The following is a 19,365-nucleotide window of genomic DNA, read 5'->3' on the forward strand; positions in this document are numbered from 1 at the left end:
GACGACGTCATGCGCGACAGCACACGGGTTCGTAGGATTCCCGAGGCGTCGCGCCTGAACGGATTGCCCAAAGCTACTTCACATGGATCGGAATCTTCAATGACAAAGTTTCACCATCGTGCCCATCCTGAAAGACACCGCACTGAACATATCGGCTGGCTGCGCGCCGCCGTCCTTGGGGCCAATGACGGCATCATTTCCACGGCCAGTCTGGTCGCCGGTGTGGCCGCGGCCCATGCAAGCCACGCCAGCATCCTGACCACGGCCGTGGCGGGATTGGTGGCAGGCGCCATGTCCATGGCTGCCGGCGAGTTCGTATCGGTCTATTCACAGGCCGACACAGAAACGGCGGATTTGATGCGGGAGCGTGAGGAACTGAGGCACAGCCCGGAGGCAGAGCATCGGGAACTGACGGCCATCTACGTGCGGCGTGGCCTGGATCAGCAGCTCGCGGATCAAGTCGCCACGCAGTTGATGGCGCACGATGCGCTGGGCGCGCATGCGCGCGATGAACTGGGCATCTCGGAAACGTTGAGCGCGCGCCCGCTGCAAGCCGCAATGGCGTCTGCTGGGAGCTTCGCCGTGGGCGCGGCCATGCCGCTAGCCGTGGTTTTGCTGGCGCCGGAGCAGAGCCTGCTCTATTGGATCGTGGCGACGGCGATTATCTTCCTGGCCCTGCTCGGCGCTGCCGCTGCTGCCGTTGGCGGAACTCCTCTCTTCAAAAGTGCGCTGCGCGTGGCTTTCTGGGGCACCTTTGCGATGGCAGTGACAGCGGGCGTGGGGGCCGTGTTCGGGACCACTGTTTGATCTCAGAGCAGCGGCGGCCAGGAATTGGGGGCCGGTGTATCCGTGCGACTTGTCGTGTGGATACATTCCCCATCCTGTCCCGAGGATATCTCGCAAGACCGTGAACGAATCCGTTGACGCGCGTGTTGACTTTCCGATGGCGGACGCGATGGAAGGAAAAAGGCAATTCTCGCCGCTTCGTTTTTTTGAGGGGACGTCAATACGCTTCTCCAACCACTGGCGCCCACATCAGGCGCTTGGGATGAAACCCCCGGCTGAGGCATTTGCATTAGCCGCTTAACCTGTGCAGGTTTCGCTGGGTCATTACATTCATGCTGACCTCATCGGATGCCATAAATTATGGCTCGAAGATGTCTACGAAAGGCCGGTCGGTCCACGTTGGTGTGACGCAAGTCAGACACCGCCCGCAGCGGGGGCTGTGTTCGTTGTATCGGCTATATAGACTGACCTTACCGAGAACCGATATATGCCGCTATTTTGCGGGCGGCGGATAACATTGATCCTGGCCCCGTAGCGCCTGTGCCGTTCTATGACAGGCCCAAACTTGTCCGCTGAGCGAGTAAACCTTATAGCCCTTCGCGGTGTTCTTAATCTCAGAATCAACGTGGGACAGGATTTCCGCCGCTCGTCTCGGGTTTTTGTAGAATTCCTGCCATTTCGCTCGATTGCCCAGGCACACACGCAGCATCGCCAGCGCGTCGTCGCATTCTTTGGGCAGACCTTCGGCAGCGCTCTCCTTCTCGCCCCCATAGGCCACGGTCGTACAGAAAATCGATGCGCACAGCATAAGAACGGGGACTCGCGTCATACGTCACCTGCCTCCGGGTCTGTGTCGTCGTACCGGCAGATATAGACTGACTTGCTGCCCGTTCCGTAGACGACGATGTTTCGCTCGAATGGATACTTGGCCCCAGCGGCTTGCACCAGCTTCTTGTTTGCCAGTTCATAGACGCCATCTGACGTCATTCGAAGCGACTCACGGTTTGCCTTCGCGACGGCTGACAGCAGCACAGAAACCGGCATGTTGAATTCGATCATCACGAACGGCGGTGAGAAATTGTCGATCTTGCTGATCGATTGGCCGAATATCGAAATGCTAGACGGCAAGCGGTACTCGATCTTGTCCTCAGGTGCTGCGCCGATATGCCGTTCCGTCGCCCCTGCTGCCTTGAGTTTTCTCAGAAAGCTGCTGAGTGACGACTTGTCCGTAGCGTTGGTGGGAAAGGTGGACACGTCACATGCGACGATTTTTTGAAGCCGCTCAACTAGCCCGGCAAAGTTTTCAGCCGCATGGGCTCTCGCGCAGCAAAATGCAACGAGCGCCCCGGATGCAACCAACAACTTCGATGCACGGTTCACTACGAACATCATCGACGGCCCCAATATTAGTTTTTTGTTGTCGGCCCGCACTCCACCCGCGAGCCGATTGATATTCTTCGCAGGTGATCATAGTCCAACCTGGGATAATCCACAACAGGTTATGGCATAGTCTATATCCGGTTCAAGAATGACCAAATGCCGAATCCCATTCATGATCCGAAGTACCAAGTGTTCCGTCAGATGTTGCTCAATGCCCGCAAGGAGAAGGGGCTACAGCAGGTCGACGTTGCGGAGAGGCTTGGGAAGACCCAGTCGTTCGTGTCGAAGTACGAACGAGGGGAAAGACGCCTCGATTTTTGCGAGTTTATCGAGGTCGTCGCTGCGCTGGAGATTGATCCGATCGACTTCATCGACGGGTATCGGAAGTCGATAGAGTAATTCTTACGAAATTTCGACGTTGTCCCATGAAGGATCGACCATGCGATACATCATTGTGGACCCCGTGAACCTCCAACGCCGAGCAAGTGAGAATGACGACCCCCGATGGGTGTACTACGCAGCGCTGTTATCTTCGAAGTCGTACGAAGAGTACTTGAGCAAGGCACAGCTGTTCTCGCCCGTATCCCCCCAAACACATGGGGATGGTAAGAAGCCGATTACGGCTCTCGCTGAGTATCGTTACGCCCACGAGAAGCGCGGGTGACCGACACATCTTGCGCGAGCACCTCTTTCGCATCGCAATTCAAACTCATCACGAAATCACGTGACAGTTCGGTACCTAATCGAATCAACAGGTTGCCGAACGTATTCAGGCAGTTCGCCCCGGGTGCCGCCGCTCGGGTCGACCAAGTCCCGATTTCATGAAACAATCTAGACCTGCCGAGAAGGCAAAGCGAGGGCTTTCGCGTACACAATAAGAAGAAGGATTAGCGATGACAAAGTACGTTGACCAGCGGACGCTGTCGCTGGCGGTCAGTCAATTGAAGGGTACGGCGAATGTATTCTTTAGAATCTGGCTATTGCTCAAGCGTATGGGCTTCACCAAGGACAGTTCCGTAGAAGTAACGACCGTGAACTGCGACGAACCGCTACTCGAAATGTTCGGTTACGGCGACCGCTCCTACCTATTCACTCCGTTCACCGAAACACCGTCTGATTGGAGGATGAAGATCGATGGCGGGCGCTCGATCATCCAGACTAACGTTAGGCAGTGGGCCGACAAGACTGGGACCAAAAATCCTCCGTTCCTGGACGTGCGGGAAAAGGACCGCTCGATGGGTACGCGGTCAGCAGGAAGCAAGCCCCTGATTGTCAGGGCAGAGGATAATTACCCGGTCGGACTCGGTCTGAACGCCACTGGCTTTGCGGTCCGCGATGGAACACGAGTGAGTGTTCCCGTCGCTGCGCTTGCCTTGTGGGTAGGGCGCAGAACTGAGATACCTGATGAGGTCGACCCGTTGGACTTTCTGATCCAACACATGAAACAATCGCTTCATATTTCTCCCGCCGAAGCGGCGGCCGTGTTTGTCACCAAGCCGATTGAGATTTCCTTTGCTAGCACCCCACTGACGGATGCTCAGTTGGATTCAGTTTGCAATGGGTCCATCACGAGCGCCGTAAGGAACGTTGCATTGACGGACACGCCCGAACAAAACAGAGAAAGGATTCAGACCGTGCAAACAGTTAATGGGCGGCCTACGTGGCTCAACTCCGATCCCGGCGAGACACTTCAGGCCACACTTCAATCGGGCGCAAAGGCAATCCTTCTATATGGCCCCCCGCGTACGGGAAAGACACGGGCGATCGACCAAATCAAGTCTCGCACCGATTCGACTCGCGTAACAATCCAAATCCACGACGGATGGGACTACGAACACCTTGTTCAAGGTCTGTTTCCCAAACCGGATAACACGTTCGAATACCGCCTAGGTCGGCTAGCACAGTCCGTCGCGGATGGGAAGAAATTCATCATCCTTGAGGAGATCAATCGGACACTTATCAGTCAATCCTTGGGCGAAGTGTTCTCGCTCATCGAGGATGGTTATCGTGGCGAAGATAACGGAATACTTCTTCGCGACGGTTCGAGATTTAATATTCCGGAAGACGTTGTATTTGTGATGACCATGAATACGATTGACAAATCCACGGAGGACGTCGACGACGCTCTGATCGGGCGGTTCGCATGTATTGAGTTTCCGGCGCGGGTGGAGGATTTGTCCGAAATGCTTGACGCCAAAGGCGTCGAGATTGCCCAGAGAGATAAAGTTTGCCGGCTATTCAGCCAAATCCAAGACGTCTATCCGCTCGGGCATGGTTACTTCGCGGGATTCAAACCAGACACCGACCCGCTGCTCTATTACAAGACGCGGATCCGCCCAGTGCTAGCTAATCATCTCGAAGGCCATAACGATACAGCTCTTAGCATGATCGACAACCTCGTCGATGAAGTGTTCGGAGTCCAATGAGCAATCCGCGAATATGGACGGCAGCCGAGTGCTCGACCACCTGGCTGACGGGTTTCCCGCTCGGCGCGATTCCTTCCGCGCTGGAATCCCAGGCCCGCGTCGTCACCCGTGGAGCGGAAGTCGGCCTTGAGGTTGGTGGCGTTATCGGTGCAGTTTCGCTGCTCAACGGGGATACGCTGCATATTGTTCCGAAGGTCGGTCCAACCAATTTTTTCCGCATGCTACTGACTGCGGAAGGCTTAGGCAATCGAATGAGCCGAGACTTCGAGGGCTTCGCCACTTGGGGCTCCGATGACTCGCTTGACTCGGTTCCAAATTTACTCGCGCGCAAATTCCTAGACGAGCTTGCTCTGGTGGATGCGGATGGTCCGCGGTTCGGTCGGACCTCCGAGCGCACGAATCGCGAAAGTGCCTCAGGCAAAATATTGCTCCGGCAAACAGTCCGACGCCTTCGCCTGCGCTCTCCGACTCCGTTCGTATGCGACCGGAATATCCGGGACTTCGACATCGCAGAGAACCGAGTGCTCGCCTCCGCAGCGTGGGTAGCGGCAGGGCTCGTCTCCGAGCGCGGTAGGCTTGAGCCGTGGCAGTCTTCCCTAGCGTTCAAATGGCGCAAGGCCTACCATCGCCCCGACATGCTGGCCAGCGACTTGGCTCATACAGCCATCGGCTTGGCAAACGGAGCGTATGGAGGTCCCCGTGGACGCTATGTGCACGCTCTAACGCTCGCCCGCCTGATTTTGGGCCAAGCAGGGCTATCCCAGGAAGGACGTACGCGAGTAATGGGAGATGCACTGCTGCTGAATAGTGCGTCTCTATTCGAGGATTACGTCCGGGCAGTGCTGACGCAGGCTTGCGCGCCGCTTGGCCTAACCGTATCGAAAGGTGGCTCACCGGTCCAATTTCTCTACGACGACGGATCCTTTGGACTGGTTCCAGACATCCGCATTTCCCGTGGCTTGGCCACACTAGTACTCGGAGACGCAAAATACAAAGATCCTGATGCAGGTGACCATTACCAGATGGCTACCTACATGCGAGCGTACAGCGTTCCGACCGCGTTCTTGCTATGCCCAGACTACGGGGACGACGCGCGGGAGCCTATGCTCCGTAGGCGCACCGCAGACGGGCGCACTGTTGTGGAGGTCAGATTACCTCTGCGGGATCTCGATGCAGCGGAAACACTGCTTGGCGACCTCCATCGGACACTTCCATTCCCGACGACGTAGCGATCTCCGCGCACCCAGAGTCCAGCGCATCAAGGCGCTTGCGAGCGATTCCGAGGTATTCTTTGCTGACATCGAAGCCCACGATCCTCCGACCGAGGAGCCGGGCCGCAACCGCAGTCGTCCCGGCGCCAAGAAATGGATCCAAAACGAGATCACCTGGCTTCGTCGAGATCGCTATGCAACGGCCAGGCAAGGCGAGCGGAAATTGCGCGCCGTGACCATCTCTCCCGGATGAGGTCGGCAGATGCCAGAAGTCAGATAGTTTGTCAGATTCTAGCGAACCATTGCGGCCACCTAACCGGGCAGGAATACGTCTGTAAGCTTCCTTGTCAAACATCGGAGTACGCTGCTTGGTTAGATGCAGCACATATTCTACGTTGCGACTCACCCGTGAGTTTTGGGGCTCCGGCATCGAGCTCGTCTTCGTCCACGAAATGACGCTCTTGACATAGTAACCAAGGCGCGACGCACGTTCGGCTATCAGGAACGGAATCATGCACTGCTCCCCGTCCTTGAGATACGAATGCCCCGCGCTATAACGGCGGCACTCATGGTCGTTCCATCCCCGCTCGTCTTTGCCTTGCATTGCGCGTAGCGCCTCAGCCGCATTCCCTCGGACTTGCGTACGCGTGTTGTAAGTGTCCATCAAATTCCACCAGACAGAGCCGTCCTCGGTCAGCGCGGGCATAATGCGCGCGAGCATCTCGACCGAGTGGCGAACGAATCCCTCGGGTGTCTGCTCCATACCAAACGGGCACCTCTCCCCGTCGGACCAACTCACCTCCTTCATATCTTCATAAAGACGCATTGCCCAATACGGTGTCGATGTGACGACGCAGCTGATTGACTTCGGCGGCAGCCGGCCAATCAGGTCGAGGGAACACCCTTCGACAAGTGCTTCATCCCCTAACGTCAGAATCTCGCCAGCAGAGGATGCCTCTCTCTCAAGGAAAGCAGGAATCATGCTGCGTGGGACAAACGTCTCGGAGTAGGCATCTAGGTCAAGCAACGCCAGCAACTCACGCGTATTGATAGCCTTGGAATTGTGGCCTAGGCACTTGCGGATATACGTCGGAGACATGCCGGTCACCAACGCCACGCTTTGCAAGGCGTAAATTGCATTAGCGCGCAAGAGAGCCTCGCGATCGAGAACTGCTATCGGCGTGGCCGGTTTGATATCTTTTATCTCGTATGCCATGGAATGAGCATCAGTCAGCTATCACCGAAATCGGCAATTTAAGGCGTGATTATCCTCCGGAAAGGTACCGCCCACAACGCACACCACATCTGACACGCCCCAAGCTGTCCTTATACGGCGGATTCGCGGAACCATCGCAATTTCCCCCACTTATTGTCGGACTGGAAATACTTCTGGCCTGTCTCGACATTAGTTTTCGGCCGTGTTGGAACCACCGCAATGCCAGCAACAACATCCCCAGCAGCGGCATAGGTTTGATGACGCAGTCAAACCCGAGCGCCCATTGCGCACTCGAAAAAGACAGACGTTACGCAGCGAAGCCAGCAATCTCATCCCGAGTGGATACACTTTTCACCCCACTCACCGGATCCAGCGATTGCCAAACGCCGCAAACTCCGCGTAGAATGTGGGGCTGCGCGGGCGTCGTATAATGGTAATACCCTAGCTTCCCAAGCTAGAGCCGTGGGTTCGATTCCCATCGCCCGCTCCACTGAATTCTTCAGCAGCATTCGTAGCACTCATCGATCAGCCGTCTTGCAGACGGCTTTTTTGCGTCCATCGCATCCATGACGACTCACGCCCGGCAGGTCAATCTACACGGATTCCCACAGCGCGCGCGAGCCCCGATGTCATGGCTGCGCTGCGTTCTGTGCTTTCTCCTCGCGCTCACGGCCCTCGTGTCGTCCGCGCAACCCCACACGCGAGCCCCCGTCGCAGCCCCCCTTCCGACCGGGCGCGATATCGGCATCGGTGCCCCATGGGTCAGCTACTACGGCAACGTCGCCCACCTCGACCTCGCCCGCGTGGCGAGCACCTTCCGGCTCATCGATATCGACGCCGACCCTGATCAAGGCAACGTCACGCCCGCACAAATCGCCACACTCAAGGCCGACGGCACGAACCGCGTCATCAGTTATCTCAATCTCGGCGCCTGCGAGCGCTTTCGTTCGTACTGGCAGCACGCCCCCGCCGGCTTCCTCCCCTGCGGCCGCGACCGCCGCGCGCATCTGGGCCGCTATGACGGCTACCGTGATGAAACCTGGATGAACCCGTCCGACCCGGCGTACCGCAAGCTCATCGTGTCGTACGTCGCGCCGCGGTTGATTGCGCAGGGCGTCGACGGTTTCTATCTCGACAATCTCGAACTGATCGAGCATGGCGTGCGAACCCGCAACGGCCCCTGCGACGCCACTTGCCAGCAAGGCGCGCTCGATCTGGTGCGCGAACTTCGCAACGCCTTCCCCGACAAGATCCTCGTCATGCAGAACGCCACCGGCCCCGCAACGCGTCAGGGCATCACCGGCGGCGTCGCCTTCACGTCGCTGCTCGACGGCATTGCGCACGAGGAGGTCTACGCGCCAACGTACGACGCCGCCGTCGAGCGCGAATTGCTGACGTGGTCACGGGAGCACCCCGGCGTGCGAGGTCGCAAGCTCTGGATCGGCACGCTCGACTACGTCGGTGGATGCGGCAACGCGCGCCAGGCGAAAATCGTCTTCGCCCGCAGCCGGACGCATGGCTTCAGCCCGTCCGTGAGCGACGCCAGCGCAGGCCAGAACGTGGTGTGCTACTGGGGCTTCTGAGGCAACGGACGGGCAAAGGGCAAGCGAAGGGCGCGCGCAGTGTAAACTGCTGGGTTTTCGACCCCCCAGTGAAATGGTGCAAGTGCCCCGGCGTCCCGTTATCAGCGCCCCGACACTCATACGCTCGCTGGCCCGTCTGAGCACGTTCGCGCCACCTGAGGCCGCGCCGTCGCTCTCGGACCGCATGAGCCAGTGGCTGGGCTGGACTGACGCCATCGCCCTGTCGTCGGCCCTCAAATCCGCCCCGCCGGCCGCAACGCCCGGCGCGCACGCGGCTGCGCACGATCCGGCCAGCGAACTGGCACGCGTGCGTGCAGACCTCGCCGCCGCCATCGCCCGCGATTGCGGCCTGGCCGCCGCGCCCGGCGGGCAGATCCGCGCCCTGAGCGCCGCCGAGCGTCAACGAGCCGCGTCCTTCGCGGAATTTCCCGCCTATCGTCAGCGCTACGCGACCTCGCAACAGACGATGGATACGGCGATCAGCGCCCTGCGCACCCGCCTGCGCGCACAGTTGGCACGCCGCGTGCCGCACACCGCCCGACTCGCCAGCGTCGACGCCGTCATGGAACGTGTGATGGCCGGCCGTGAGCGCACACTTCTCGCCGGTGTACCGAATCTGCTCGAAGGGCACTTCGTGCGACTGCGCGATACGGAACAAGCCGCCATGGCCGCCCCGCGCGTGCCCGGCGCGCCGCCTCTCGCGCCCGCCGGCACATGGCTCGACACCTTTCACCGGGACATGCAGAGCATTTTGCTCGCAGAACTGGATATACGCCTCGAACCGATCGAAGGGCTGATCGCCGCCCTCGCCTCGGTGCCCCCCGGCGAAAACGTTAGTGAACCCGGACAACATGACCCGTTACCTCGTTGATCTCGTCGCCTTTGTCGCAGGCCTGGCCGTCGTCGGCTGGATCGCCATCGGCTATGCAGGCACCAACCCGCTCGCGCTGGCCGTCGCCCTGCTCATCGCCGCCGTCTATCTCTTCGGCGCCCTCGAACTCAAACGCTTCCATCAAGCGACGGATGCTCTCGCCAACGCCGTCTCCGGCCTGAATTCCCCCCCCGCGTCGCTGCCGTCGTGGCTCGACACGCTGCCCGCCGGCCTGCGCACCGCCGTGCGTCTGCGCGTCGAAGGGGAACGCGTCGGCCTGCCCGGCCCCGCCCTCACGCCCTATCTGGTCGGCTTGCTCGTGCTGCTCGGTATGCTCGGCACCTTCCTCGGCATGGCCGCCACCTTGCGCGGCACCGGTCTCGCGCTCGAAGGCGCCACCGATCTCGAAGCCATCCGCGCCTCGCTCGCATCGCCCGTCCGAGGCCTCGGCTTTGCGTTCGGTACGTCGGTGGCCGGGGTCGCCACGTCCGCGATGCTCGGCCTGCTCGCCGCGCTCGCCCGCAAGCAACGCGCCCAGGTCGTGCAATCGCTCGACGCGCGCATCGTCACGACGCTGCGCGGCTTCTCGCGACAGCATCAGCGCGACACCACGCTGCAATTGCTTCAACAGCAGGCGACGGTCATGCCCGCCCTCGTCGACCGTCTGCAAGACATGATGGCCGCCATGGAGCGCCAGAGTCAGTCGCTTGGCGAACGGCTCGTCGCGAATCAAGACGCCCTGCACGCCAAGACCGACGCCTCGTACGCGCAACTCACCAACGCCATGCAGCAGTACCTGAAGGACAGCGTGGCAACGACGGCCAACGCGGCCAGTGCCGCCATCCGCCCCGAGGTCGAGGCGACGATGGCCAGCCTCGCGCGCGAGTCGGCCTCGTGGCACCAGACCGTGTCCACCGCCATGCAGGATCGAATGGACGGTCTGTCGGATCGCTTCGAGGCCACCACCGCCCGCGTGGCAAATGTCTGGACGGATTCGCTCGACGCTCAGTTGCGCACCAACGCATCGCTTGCCACCGATCTGCGCGCCGCGCTGGGCGAATTCACGCAAACCTTCGAGACGCGCTCATCCCGACTGGTCGACGACGTCGCCGCCCGGCTCGAAACCGTGACCGGACGCGTCAGCGCCGCGCATGCGGGTGTTGCGCAAACGTGGGAGACGTCGCTCGCCGCGCAGCAGCGCACCAACGATGCCCTCGCCAAGGAACTCGGCAGCGCACTGGCCCAGTTCGCACAAACCTTCGAGGCCCGTTCGGCCAAACTCGTCGAAGAAGTCGCCACGCGTCTCGAAACCACAGCCGGGCAAGTGAGCGCCTCGCACGCCGGCGTTGCGCAAACGTGGGAAACCTCGCTCGCGGCACAGCAACAGACCAACGATGCGCTCGCCAGGGATCTCGGCGCCACGCTTGCGCAATTCGCCCAGACCTTCGAGACCCGCTCCACCGACCTGCTGGCCAATGTCGCCTCGCGTCTCGACAATGCGACCGGCAGCATCGCCACGGCGCAGACGACCGTCGCCCAGGCATGGGAGCAAGCCCTCGCCCAGCAGCAGCGCTCGCACAACGCCCTGACGCAAGACCTCGGCACCGCGCTGGAAAGCTTCGCCCAGACGTTCGAAGCCCGCTCCACGGCCTTGCTCGGCGACGTGGCCGCCAAGCTCAACGCCGCCAGCGGAAACGTCAGCGGCGCGCACGAACGCGTCGCCCAGGCGTGGGATCAATCGATCGCGCTGCAACAGCAAGCCAACGCCGCCCTGAATACCGAACTCGGCGCCGCACTCGCGCGCTTCACCGACACCTTCGAGCAACGCTCGGCGCACCTGATCGATGGCGTGAGCCTGCGCACGGAAGGCGCGATGCACAGCGTGTCGGAGACGGCAAGCGTCGTGTCCGGCGAGTGGAAGCAAGCCCTCACCGCGCAACAGTCCGCCAATGACGCACTCGCCCGCGATCTGGCAAGCGCGCTTGCCCGCTTTGCGGACACCTTCGAGGCACGCGCGTCGCAATTGCTGCAAAGCGTCTCGGCGCAGATGGATGCAACGTCGACCCACGTCGCGCAAACGTGGCGCGACGCGATCGCGGAGCACGCGCGCACGAGCGAACGGCTGGCCGACGGCAACCAGCAACTCGTGGCCGCGACGACCAGCGTCTTCACGGACCACAGCGCGTCATTGCTGCAAGCGCTTCAGGAAGCCAACGCGGCCCATCACGACGCCACGGCCGAGCGCGAAACGCAACGCCTGTCGGCGTGGACGCAAACGCTCGAAGGCACGCTCGCCACGCTGCGCTCGGAATGGCAGCAGGTCGGTGAGCACAGCGCCAGCCAGCAACAGGCCATCTGCGACACGCTCGCGCGCACCGCACTGGAGATGTCCGAACAGACGCGCGCCCACGCCAGCGACACGCTCGCCGAAATTTCGCGTCTGGTGCAGACCGCGTCCGAGGCGCCGAAGGCCGCCGCCGAGATCATTGGCGAGCTGCGCCAGAAACTCTCGGACAGCATGGTGCGCGACAATGCCATGCTCGAAGAGCGCTCGCGTCTGCTCGACACGCTGGGCACGCTGCTCGACACCGTCAAGCACGCGGGCAACGAGCAACGCGCCGCGGTCGACGACCTGGTGACGACGTCCGCACAACTGCTCGAACGTGCCGGCACGCATCTGGGCGACGCCATCGCCGCGCAAACGGAGAAGCTCACCGCCGCGTCGGCGCAGGTCACCGGCAGCGCGGTGGAAATCGCGAGCCTGGGCGACGCTTTCGGCGCCGCCGTGCAATCGTTCGGCGAATCGAACGCGCAACTGCTCGACCATCTGCAACGCATCGAAGCCGCGCTCGACAAGTCGATGGCGCGCAGCGACGAACAACTCGGCTACTACGTTGCGCAGGCACGCGAAGTCGTGGAGCTGAGCGTGATGTCGCAAAAGCAGATCCTCGAAAACCTTCAGGAACTGGCGCAAACGCGCTCACAACCGGGTAGCGCGGCAGCATGAGAGACGATTTCGACGCGGACATCGGGGACAGCGGCGAGGTCGGTGCGGCAGCGCCGACATGGGCCGTCTTCGGCGACCTGATGTCGGTGATGCTCGGCGCGTTCGTGCTCATCATGCTCGGTGTGATCGGCGTGCAGATCGAACTCTCCGCCAAGCTCGATCGTGAAGTGAAGGAGCGCCGGGCCGAAACGCAACGCCGCGAGACGCTCGAGAAAGCGCTGGCCGGCCCCCTCGCAGGCGGGCGCGTCACACTGGTGAACGGTCGTATCGGCATCAGCGGCAATGTGCTTTTCGCGCTGAACTCGGACCAGTTGCAACCGCAGGGGCGTGAAGTGCTGCGTAGCCTGGCCACCCCGCTGGCCGCCTATCTCCGAGCGAGCGACGAGATTCTCATGGTCAGCGGCTTCACCGACGATCAACAGGTGCGCGAAACGAACCGGCGATTTGCCGATAACTGGGAGTTGTCGGCCCAGCGTGCGCTCACCGTGACGCGCGAATTGATCGCCGCGGGTGTGCCGCCATCGTCGGTCTTCTCCGCGGCGTTTGGTTCGGAACAGCCCGTTACGTCGAACCGCGACGAGGCCGGTCGCGCGAAGAACCGCCGCGTGGAGATCGCGCCGATGCCACGCAGCAGCGCCAGCAACGCGGGCAAGCCCCATGCGTGACGCGATGCCCGCCGAGGCTGGCGCCGCGCAAGCGCACGAGGCAACGGACACGTTGTCCGAGCAACTCGCCGCATGGCGGGCGCACGGGGCCGACAAACGCGACCCGGTGCGCTTTCATCGCATCGAAGCGTTGGCGCTGCGCAGCCGTGCCTTTCGTGGCGACGTGCGACGCGTGCTCGACGAACGTTTGACGGCACTCGTCGACGCGTTTACGCAGTCGCTTGGCGCGGCCGGCGCCGAATCTGACGCATCTGACGCATCACCCGCATCGCCCGCATCCGCCGATGCGGCCGCCCCGACGACACAATGTCTCGCCTCACCGCTTGCGGAATTGACGGCGAGCATTGCGCAACGCGTGGCCCCCACCCGTGAACGGTCCGCGCCGCCGACGACGTCTCACACCGTTAAAGCCGCAACGCCGCCAGGCCAGACGCTGCGCGATGGCTCCAGCACCAGCACCACCGATACCGTTCAGCCGGTCAGCGGGACCACCGCACTGCCGAAACGCCCCGTCGCGCCGCCCGCCCCCGTGGCGCTTACACCGACGGTCATCGCCACTGAAGATGCCTTCGACGACCTCGACGTCCTCGAATATTTCCGCGAGACGTGGTCGAAAGTGAGCACCGACGGCAATCTGCGTCAGTCGCTTGCCCAGGTGCCGGAGAACGCCGGACCGCTCAACTCCAGTCATCTGGTGCACCGCGCACTGTCGCTGATGCACGACATCTCGCCCGACTATCTGCGGCACTTCCTGCGCCACGCCGACGCGCTCTCCTGGCTCGAAGATATGGAGACCACCGGCGTGCTTGGCAACAAGCCGGCGGCTCGCGTGGCGGCCAAGCCGTCGCGCACGAAGACGCGCTAACGCCTGCGCGGACATAGCCCGCGTCGGTTGCCCTCGCAGGCACAGATTCCGGGCCCTCGTGCCATGCGTCTACGCTCATTGCGGGCCGCTTGCCTGGCTTGTGCACGACGTCAACTTGCCAGTGAAGGACGTTCCGGGAGATAATCGGGCCCGTTCCCGCCGCCATGGCACGGGAAAAACTTTCGAAAAATCATCGTGTTGGGTGCCGACTCAGGCCGCAATGCCGGATGTGCCGCCCGCCGCAGCATTCCTCGACAAGCCGTCGCCCAGACGGCTTTTTGTTTCCATGACGAACCACGGACAACCGCCGGCTGACGACGCGCCACCGGCCCACGACGACGACGCCGACTTGGGCGCGTCGCAATCCAATGCCACGGGCAACGACGCCACGCACGTCGATCCGAACGACGTGGCGCACCCGCGCCGCATTCGCAGCTTCGTGCGTCGCGCAGGGCGCAGCTCGGAGGCGCAAAAGCGCGCGTTCGACGTCCTCGGCCCGCAGTTCCTGCTGCCCTACGCGCCTGAGCCGCTCGACTGGCCCGCCGCCTTCGCGCGCGCCGATGCGCCTCGCATTCTCGAGATCGGCTTCGGCATGGGAGACGGCACGGCGTACATTGCCAAGCTGCGTCCGGAAGACGATTTCCTTGGCGTCGAGGTGCACGAGCCGGGCGTGGGCGCATTGCTCAAGCGCATCGGCGAAACGCCCTTGTCGAACGTACGCATCATTGCGCACGATGCCGTGGAAGTCGTTCAGCACATGCTGCCCGAAGGCTCGCTGGACGGCGTGCACGTTTTCTTCCCCGATCCGTGGCACAAGAAGCGCCACCACAAGCGCCGCCTGCTGCAGCCGCCGTTCGTGGCGCTGCTCGCGTCGCGCCTGAAGCCAGGCGGCTACCTGCACTGCGCAACGGACTGGCAGGAATATGCCGAGCAGATGCTCGAAGTGCTCGGCGGCGAACCCACGCTTGAAAACACGGCGGCCGACTATGCACCGCGTCCCGACTATCGTCCAGTGACGAAGTTCGAGAATCGCGGCCTGCGCCTCGGTCACGGCGTGTGGGATCTCGTGTTCCGCAAACGCGGCTGAGACGCGTCGCCAGAGACGACAAGGGGCACCACGCGGTGCCCCATTTTTTTAGTCGGCCCAGACCACCCATCCGCTGTAGCCCGTCGCCAGCACCACGAGACCGAACACGATGCGATACCACGCGAACGCCGTGAAGTCGTGCGACGCGATGTAGCGCAGCAGCCAGCGCACACAAATGAAGGCGCTGATGAAGGCGGCAATGAAGCCAATGCCGAACAGGCTGAAGTCGTCGACCGAGAGCGTCGCGCGCGCCTTGTAGAGTTCGTAGACGGTCGCGCCGAACAGGATCGGGATGGCGAGGAAGAACGAGAACTCGGTCGCCACCTTGCGCTCAAGCCCGAACATCATGCCGCCGATGATCGTCGCCCCAGAGCGCGACGTGCCCGGCACGAGCGCGAGACATTGCGCGAGGCCGACTTTCAGGGCGTCGACGACTGACAGGTCGTCCATCGAATTCACGCGCGGGCGCTTGCCCGCTTCGGTGTTGCGACGGTTATGCCGCTCCACCAGCAGGATGACCACGCCACCAACGATAAACGCCGTGGCGACGACGGTGGGGTTGAACAGCGCGGCCTTGATGTGCTTGCCGAGCCACAGCCCGAGACCGATGGCGGGCAGGCACGCGACGATCACGTTCACCGCGAAGCGGCGCGCCTTGGCATCGCTGCCGAGGCCGGCCACGACCTGTGCGATCTTCTCGCGATACTCCCAGCACACCGCGAGAATGGCGCCGAACTGAATCACGATCTCGAAGACCTTGCCCTTCTCGTCGTTGAAGTCGAGCAGGCTGCCCGCCAGAATCAGGTGCCCGGTCGAGGAGATCGGCAAAAATTCGGTCAGACCTTCGACGACACCGAGAATGAGGGCTTTGAACGCCAGCAACAAGTCCATGCAATGAGTTCCTGAGAAGTTGCGAATTGCGAATAGGGAAATACGGGAAGCGAGAGCGATGCGCCAGGCCGCGTCGGACGAACCGCGTCAACGCGCATCGAGTTTGACGTTCACGCCATGTGAGCGCACGGTGATCGCGCCCGGCTGTCGCGCCACGCCGCCGATGTTCAGTTGCTCGGGCTTGAACGTGTAGAGCGGCGCGCCCTGCAGCCATTGCGTCGCGATCAATGCCCCGGCGGCGTTCAATTGACGCGACCAGCGCTCGGGCAAACCGTCGATGGTGAACGTCTCCACCTCCGGATCGCGCAGCACGACCGACATCGTCGCCGGGTCGTACGCGAGCGCACTCTCGATGGCGAGCGTGCCGGTGAGCGGCGCACCACCGAACGGGTGCGTCACCGTCGCGTCGACGGACACCGCCAGGCGATTTCGCGCCGGCAACAAGGTCAGACGCGGATGCGAGAGGTTCACGTCGAGCACCGCCAGCACGCGACGGTCGACCGGAAATTTCCGGTCGAGCGCGCGCTGCAACTGGCTTTCGGAGAAGGTGTAGTCGTTGCCGAAAGGCAACCCCGCGCAGGCGCTCAGTCCCGCGGCGAGCGCCGTCGCGCCAGCCAGCGCCAGCCAACGACGGCGCGCGAGGCGACGCGTGAGGGGCGCGGCGTCCTGCGACGCAAGCCCGTCGCACTGCTGACGAATTTGCTGATCTGGATGAGCACTACCCGGCATGACAAAGTCCGCGACTGGGCGCCCGGCGCCCGACACGCGCGACTATAGCATTCGCATGCGGCGCGCCACTACGGCGTCGCCGGCGCGGTCATCGTTTCGAGCTGCGTTAGCCAGGCGATGGCCTGCGCACGATCGTTCCCGCACATCTCGGCCGAGGGCTGCAACGATGCACAGACCGCCGGACGCAGCGGGCTGCCGAAGATCCGGCAACGGTCTTCGTCGTCCAGTTGCACGCAACGGGTGTTCGCCGGCTTGCCGTTCGGCATGCCGGGAATGGGCGTCGAGATGGAAGGCGCGATACAGCAGGCCGCGCAGTGAGGACGACACTGCATGACGCTCACCACGGCAAGCGGCCCGCGCCGTCGAAGAAGCCGCCCGTTACCGGCCCGCGCTCGCCGAGCGCCAGCATCAGCACACTGCGCGCGCCTTGAGCCACCCCCTGCCGCGCACGCTTGCCGGCCGCGTCGACGGTCAGATCGGCGGGCGCGCCCGGATCGACCGAGTTCACCGTGATCGACGTCTCACGCAAGGTTTGCGCGAGCTGCACCGTCAGCATGTTCAAGGCCGCCTTCGATGCATTGAATCCGATCTGCCGGAACGCCGCATGCTCCCACGCCGGATCGTTGTTGTGCGCCAGCGAGCCCAGACCGCTCGACACATTGACGATATGCGCCCGCGCGGAGCGCGCGAGCCACGGCAGCATGGCTTGCGTAACGCGCAAGGTGCCGAAGAAATTGGTCGCGAACACCCGCTCGACGGCTTCGATGGAGGCTTTCTCAGGCGTGTCGTCGCGCGGATCGGTCACGGCCGCGTTGTTTATCAGCAGGTCAAGTCGACCGTAGTAGCGGCCAATCCGATAGGCCGCCGCATGCAACGTCTCGGGCTGCAGCAGGTCGATCACGAGCGTCTCTGCCTGAAAACCCGCCTTGCGCAACGGCTCGACCACCTCGTCGCCCTTCGCGGGCTCGCGCGCGCCCACCAGCACCGTCATGCCCACCTCGGCCAGCCCGCGCGCGACTTCCTGCCCAATACCCCGGGTCGCGCCCGTGACCAGCGCCACACGTCCCAGATGGCGTTCGGCATCCGCGCGCACCGTATTCTCGATGGCGTCCCGTTTCATCCCTGCTCCCGTCGATTGACCTGTTGTGTTGCGCCCGGCCGCACGCAAATTTGTTAGCATCGAGTTTATGAAGAATCCTTCAGTTTTTCCATTCGCATATGAAAGCTGACAGCCGAGGCCCCGCAACGCCCCGTAAGACGCCGCAGCAGGCGCGTTCGCGGGTCACCATCGACGCCATTTTCGAAGCGGCGCTTCAGGTTTTGCTGCTCGATGGCGGGCGTCAATTGACCACGACGCGTGTGGCCGAACGGGCGGGCGTGTCGGTGGGCACGCTGTACCAGTATTTCCAGAACAAACAGGTACTGCTCTATGCGGTGCTCGGGCGGCACATCGACCGGATCGTCGAGACGGTGGAGGCGACCTGTCTGGCCTCGCACGCCCAGCCGCTGGAAACGATGGCGCAGACGCTCGCCAAGGCGTATGTCGGCGCGAAGATGACGGACATCGAAGAAGCCCAGGCGCTGTACCGGCTCTCGGAAGATCTCGATGGGCGGGAAGTGTTTGCGGGGGCGTCCACGCGCATGCACGTGGCCGTCGTCGCTATGCTGAAAACAGCGCAAAACGCGCATTTCGACGATCCCGAGACCGTCGCGTTCGTGTTCCTGAACTCGATGACCGGGCCCATCAAGGCGATTCTGGAGAATCGCGCGCCCGCAGGTACCTGTTATGCGACGCTCGCCAGCCAGATCGCCGACCAGATGGCGACGATGTGCGGCGCCTATCTGCATCGCGTGGCCAGGGCGGCTGACGACGCCGAGGCGACAAAAGTTCACGCAGTCACATGACTACCGCCCGGAACTGGTAAAATGCCGGGTTGTGTTTGCCTACTACCCACGGTAATCGAAATGAATTACGAACAGGCCCGCTTTAACATGATCGAGCAGCAGATCCGTCCTTGGGATGTGCTCGACCAAGAAGTGCTCAATCTGCTCAAGCTCGTCAAGCGCGAGGAATTCGTGCCGACGGCCCAGCGCGCACTCGCGTTCACCGACGTCGAACTGCCGCTGCCGGGCGCAGCGATTGCCGACAAGAGCCAGCACATGATGTTTCCGCGTGTGGAAGCGCGCATTCTGCAAGCGCTCGCGCCGAAGAAGCACGAGAACGTGCTTGAAATCGGCACGGGGTCGGGCTATATGGCCGCACTGCTGGCCTACAATGCGCACCACGTGACGAGCGTCGAGTTCGACGCCAATCTCGCCCAGACGGCCCAGCAGACGCTGCGCGCCAATGGCGTGACCAACGTGGAAGTCGTCAACGCCGACGGCGCGCAAGGCTGGAGCGCCGCCGCGCCCTACGACGTGATCGCCATTTCGGGCGCGCTGGTCGAGCTGCCGCAGGCGTTCCTCGATCAACTCAAGGTGGGCGGCCGTCTGGCAGCGTTCATCGGGGGTAGCCCGGTCATGGAAGCCGTGCTCATCACGCGCGTGTCCGAGACCGAATACCGCCGCGAAAACCTGTTCGAGACGCAAGTGGCCTATCTGGTCGCGACGAAGCCGTCGAGCTTCAAGTTCTGAGCCGGGTCGCGACC

The 19,365-nt window shown here is 62.5% G+C and carries 18 protein-coding genes and 1 tRNA gene; 13 read left to right on the plus strand and 6 right to left on the minus strand.

The features are described from left to right. The first annotated feature begins 99 nt into the window (after positions 1 to 99). Positions 100 to 807, plus strand: coding sequence for a VIT1/CCC1 transporter family protein (locus BGP02_RS19090; protein WP_261939744.1), 708 nt, complete (start codon positions 100 to 102; stop codon positions 805 to 807). Positions 808 to 1,611: 804 nt separating this feature from the next. On the opposite strand, the gene BGP02_RS19095 is transcribed toward BGP02_RS19090, so the two are convergent. Then, positions 1,612 to 2,178: a hypothetical protein gene (locus BGP02_RS19095; RefSeq protein ID WP_286799000.1), complete on the minus strand. Its 567-nt coding sequence runs from the start codon at positions 2,176 to 2,178 to the stop codon at positions 1,612 to 1,614. 144 nt (positions 2,179 to 2,322) lie between these two features. Here BGP02_RS19095 and BGP02_RS19100 point away from each other — a divergent pair, with 144 nt between their 5' ends. The 3 genes from BGP02_RS19100 to BGP02_RS22365 all read left to right on the plus strand — a co-directional run bounded on the left by BGP02_RS19100 (position 2,323) and on the right by BGP02_RS22365 (position 5,821). Then, positions 2,323 to 2,565: a helix-turn-helix domain-containing protein gene (locus tag BGP02_RS19100; protein WP_286799001.1), complete on the plus strand. Its 243-nt coding sequence runs from the start codon at positions 2,323 to 2,325 to the stop codon at positions 2,563 to 2,565. Between the two features lie 494 nt (positions 2,566 to 3,059). After that, complete coding sequence (locus BGP02_RS19105; protein WP_286799002.1) at positions 3,060 to 4,592, plus strand: AAA family ATPase; 1,533 nt, start codon at positions 3,060 to 3,062, stop codon at positions 4,590 to 4,592. Beyond that, the gene (locus tag BGP02_RS22365) at positions 4,589 to 5,821 is read left to right on the plus strand and encodes a 5-methylcytosine restriction system specificity protein McrC (protein WP_353744119.1); all 1,233 of its coding nucleotides are present in this window, start codon (positions 4,589 to 4,591) and stop codon (positions 5,819 to 5,821) included. Before BGP02_RS19105 ends, BGP02_RS22365 begins: the two co-directional genes overlap by 4 nt. On the opposite strand, the gene BGP02_RS19110 is transcribed toward BGP02_RS22365, so the two are convergent. Further along, on the minus strand, positions 5,739 to 7,019 hold the full coding sequence (locus BGP02_RS19110) for a DNA-methyltransferase (RefSeq protein WP_286799003.1): 1,281 nt from the start codon (positions 7,017 to 7,019) through the stop codon (positions 5,739 to 5,741). The two genes, BGP02_RS22365 and BGP02_RS19110, sit on opposite strands and share 83 nt — an antisense overlap. 416 nt (positions 7,020 to 7,435) lie before the next feature. Between BGP02_RS19110 and BGP02_RS19115 the strand changes: the two genes are divergently transcribed. The 7 genes from BGP02_RS19115 (at position 7,436) to trmB (ending at position 15,097) form a co-directional block, all read left to right on the plus strand. Then, positions 7,436 to 7,509: transfer RNA gene (locus BGP02_RS19115), tRNA-Gly, on the plus strand. A gap of 136 nt (positions 7,510 to 7,645) precedes the next feature. Continuing rightward, the gene (locus BGP02_RS19120) at positions 7,646 to 8,602 is read left to right on the plus strand and encodes a glycoside hydrolase family 191 protein (RefSeq protein ID WP_286799004.1); all 957 of its coding nucleotides are present in this window, start codon (positions 7,646 to 7,648) and stop codon (positions 8,600 to 8,602) included. 73 nt (positions 8,603 to 8,675) lie between these two features. Then, the gene (locus tag BGP02_RS19125; protein ID WP_286799006.1) at positions 8,676 to 9,473 is read left to right on the plus strand and encodes a DUF3348 domain-containing protein; all 798 of its coding nucleotides are present in this window, start codon (positions 8,676 to 8,678) and stop codon (positions 9,471 to 9,473) included. After that, positions 9,454 to 12,480, plus strand: coding sequence for a DUF802 domain-containing protein (locus BGP02_RS19130; RefSeq protein ID WP_286799007.1), 3,027 nt, complete (start codon positions 9,454 to 9,456; stop codon positions 12,478 to 12,480). Before BGP02_RS19125 ends, BGP02_RS19130 begins: the two co-directional genes overlap by 20 nt. After that, on the plus strand, positions 12,477 to 13,145 hold the full coding sequence (locus BGP02_RS19135; RefSeq protein ID WP_017232113.1) for an OmpA family protein: 669 nt from the start codon (positions 12,477 to 12,479) through the stop codon (positions 13,143 to 13,145). The genes BGP02_RS19130 and BGP02_RS19135 overlap by 4 nt, the downstream gene beginning before the upstream one ends. Next, positions 13,138 to 14,010, plus strand: coding sequence for a DUF2894 domain-containing protein (locus BGP02_RS19140; protein ID WP_261939739.1), 873 nt, complete (start codon positions 13,138 to 13,140; stop codon positions 14,008 to 14,010). Before BGP02_RS19135 ends, BGP02_RS19140 begins: the two co-directional genes overlap by 8 nt. A 286-nt stretch (positions 14,011 to 14,296) precedes the next feature. Continuing rightward, on the plus strand, positions 14,297 to 15,097 hold the full coding sequence (gene trmB, locus BGP02_RS19145) for a tRNA (guanosine(46)-N7)-methyltransferase TrmB (RefSeq protein ID WP_261939738.1): 801 nt from the start codon (positions 14,297 to 14,299) through the stop codon (positions 15,095 to 15,097). A 48-nt stretch (positions 15,098 to 15,145) separates the two neighbouring features. Here the strand turns inward: trmB and BGP02_RS19150 are convergent, their stop codons facing one another. From BGP02_RS19150 to BGP02_RS19165, 4 genes are all read right to left on the minus strand, one after another. Next, positions 15,146 to 15,988, minus strand: coding sequence for an undecaprenyl-diphosphate phosphatase (locus BGP02_RS19150; protein WP_150550599.1), 843 nt, complete (start codon positions 15,986 to 15,988; stop codon positions 15,146 to 15,148). An 87-nt stretch (positions 15,989 to 16,075) separates the two neighbouring features. Next, the gene (locus tag BGP02_RS19155; RefSeq protein ID WP_286799008.1) at positions 16,076 to 16,717 is read right to left on the minus strand and encodes a DUF1439 domain-containing protein; all 642 of its coding nucleotides are present in this window, start codon (positions 16,715 to 16,717) and stop codon (positions 16,076 to 16,078) included. A gap of 68 nt (positions 16,718 to 16,785) precedes the next feature. Further along, positions 16,786 to 17,049, minus strand: a complete 264-nt coding sequence (locus BGP02_RS19160) for a YkgJ family cysteine cluster protein (protein WP_286799009.1) — start codon at positions 17,047 to 17,049, stop codon at positions 16,786 to 16,788. 5 nt (positions 17,050 to 17,054) lie between these two features. Then, the gene (locus BGP02_RS19165; RefSeq protein ID WP_286799010.1) at positions 17,055 to 17,837 is read right to left on the minus strand and encodes an SDR family NAD(P)-dependent oxidoreductase; all 783 of its coding nucleotides are present in this window, start codon (positions 17,835 to 17,837) and stop codon (positions 17,055 to 17,057) included. A 98-nt stretch (positions 17,838 to 17,935) separates the two neighbouring features. Between BGP02_RS19165 and BGP02_RS19170 the strand changes: the two genes are divergently transcribed. Both BGP02_RS19170 and BGP02_RS19175 read left to right on the plus strand, forming a co-directional pair. After that, positions 17,936 to 18,622: a TetR/AcrR family transcriptional regulator gene (locus tag BGP02_RS19170; protein WP_017232118.1), complete on the plus strand. Its 687-nt coding sequence runs from the start codon at positions 17,936 to 17,938 to the stop codon at positions 18,620 to 18,622. Between the two features lie 60 nt (positions 18,623 to 18,682). Beyond that, positions 18,683 to 19,351 carry a protein-L-isoaspartate O-methyltransferase family protein gene (locus tag BGP02_RS19175; protein ID WP_026131629.1) on the plus strand — a complete coding sequence of 223 codons (669 nt, stop codon included), beginning with the start codon at positions 18,683 to 18,685 and terminating at the stop codon, positions 19,349 to 19,351. Positions 19,352 to 19,365: the final 14 nt, after the last annotated feature.

Source organism: Pandoraea sp. 64-18 (assembly GCF_001899225.1).
Lineage (GTDB): Bacteria > Pseudomonadota > Gammaproteobacteria > Burkholderiales > Burkholderiaceae > Pandoraea > Pandoraea cepalis.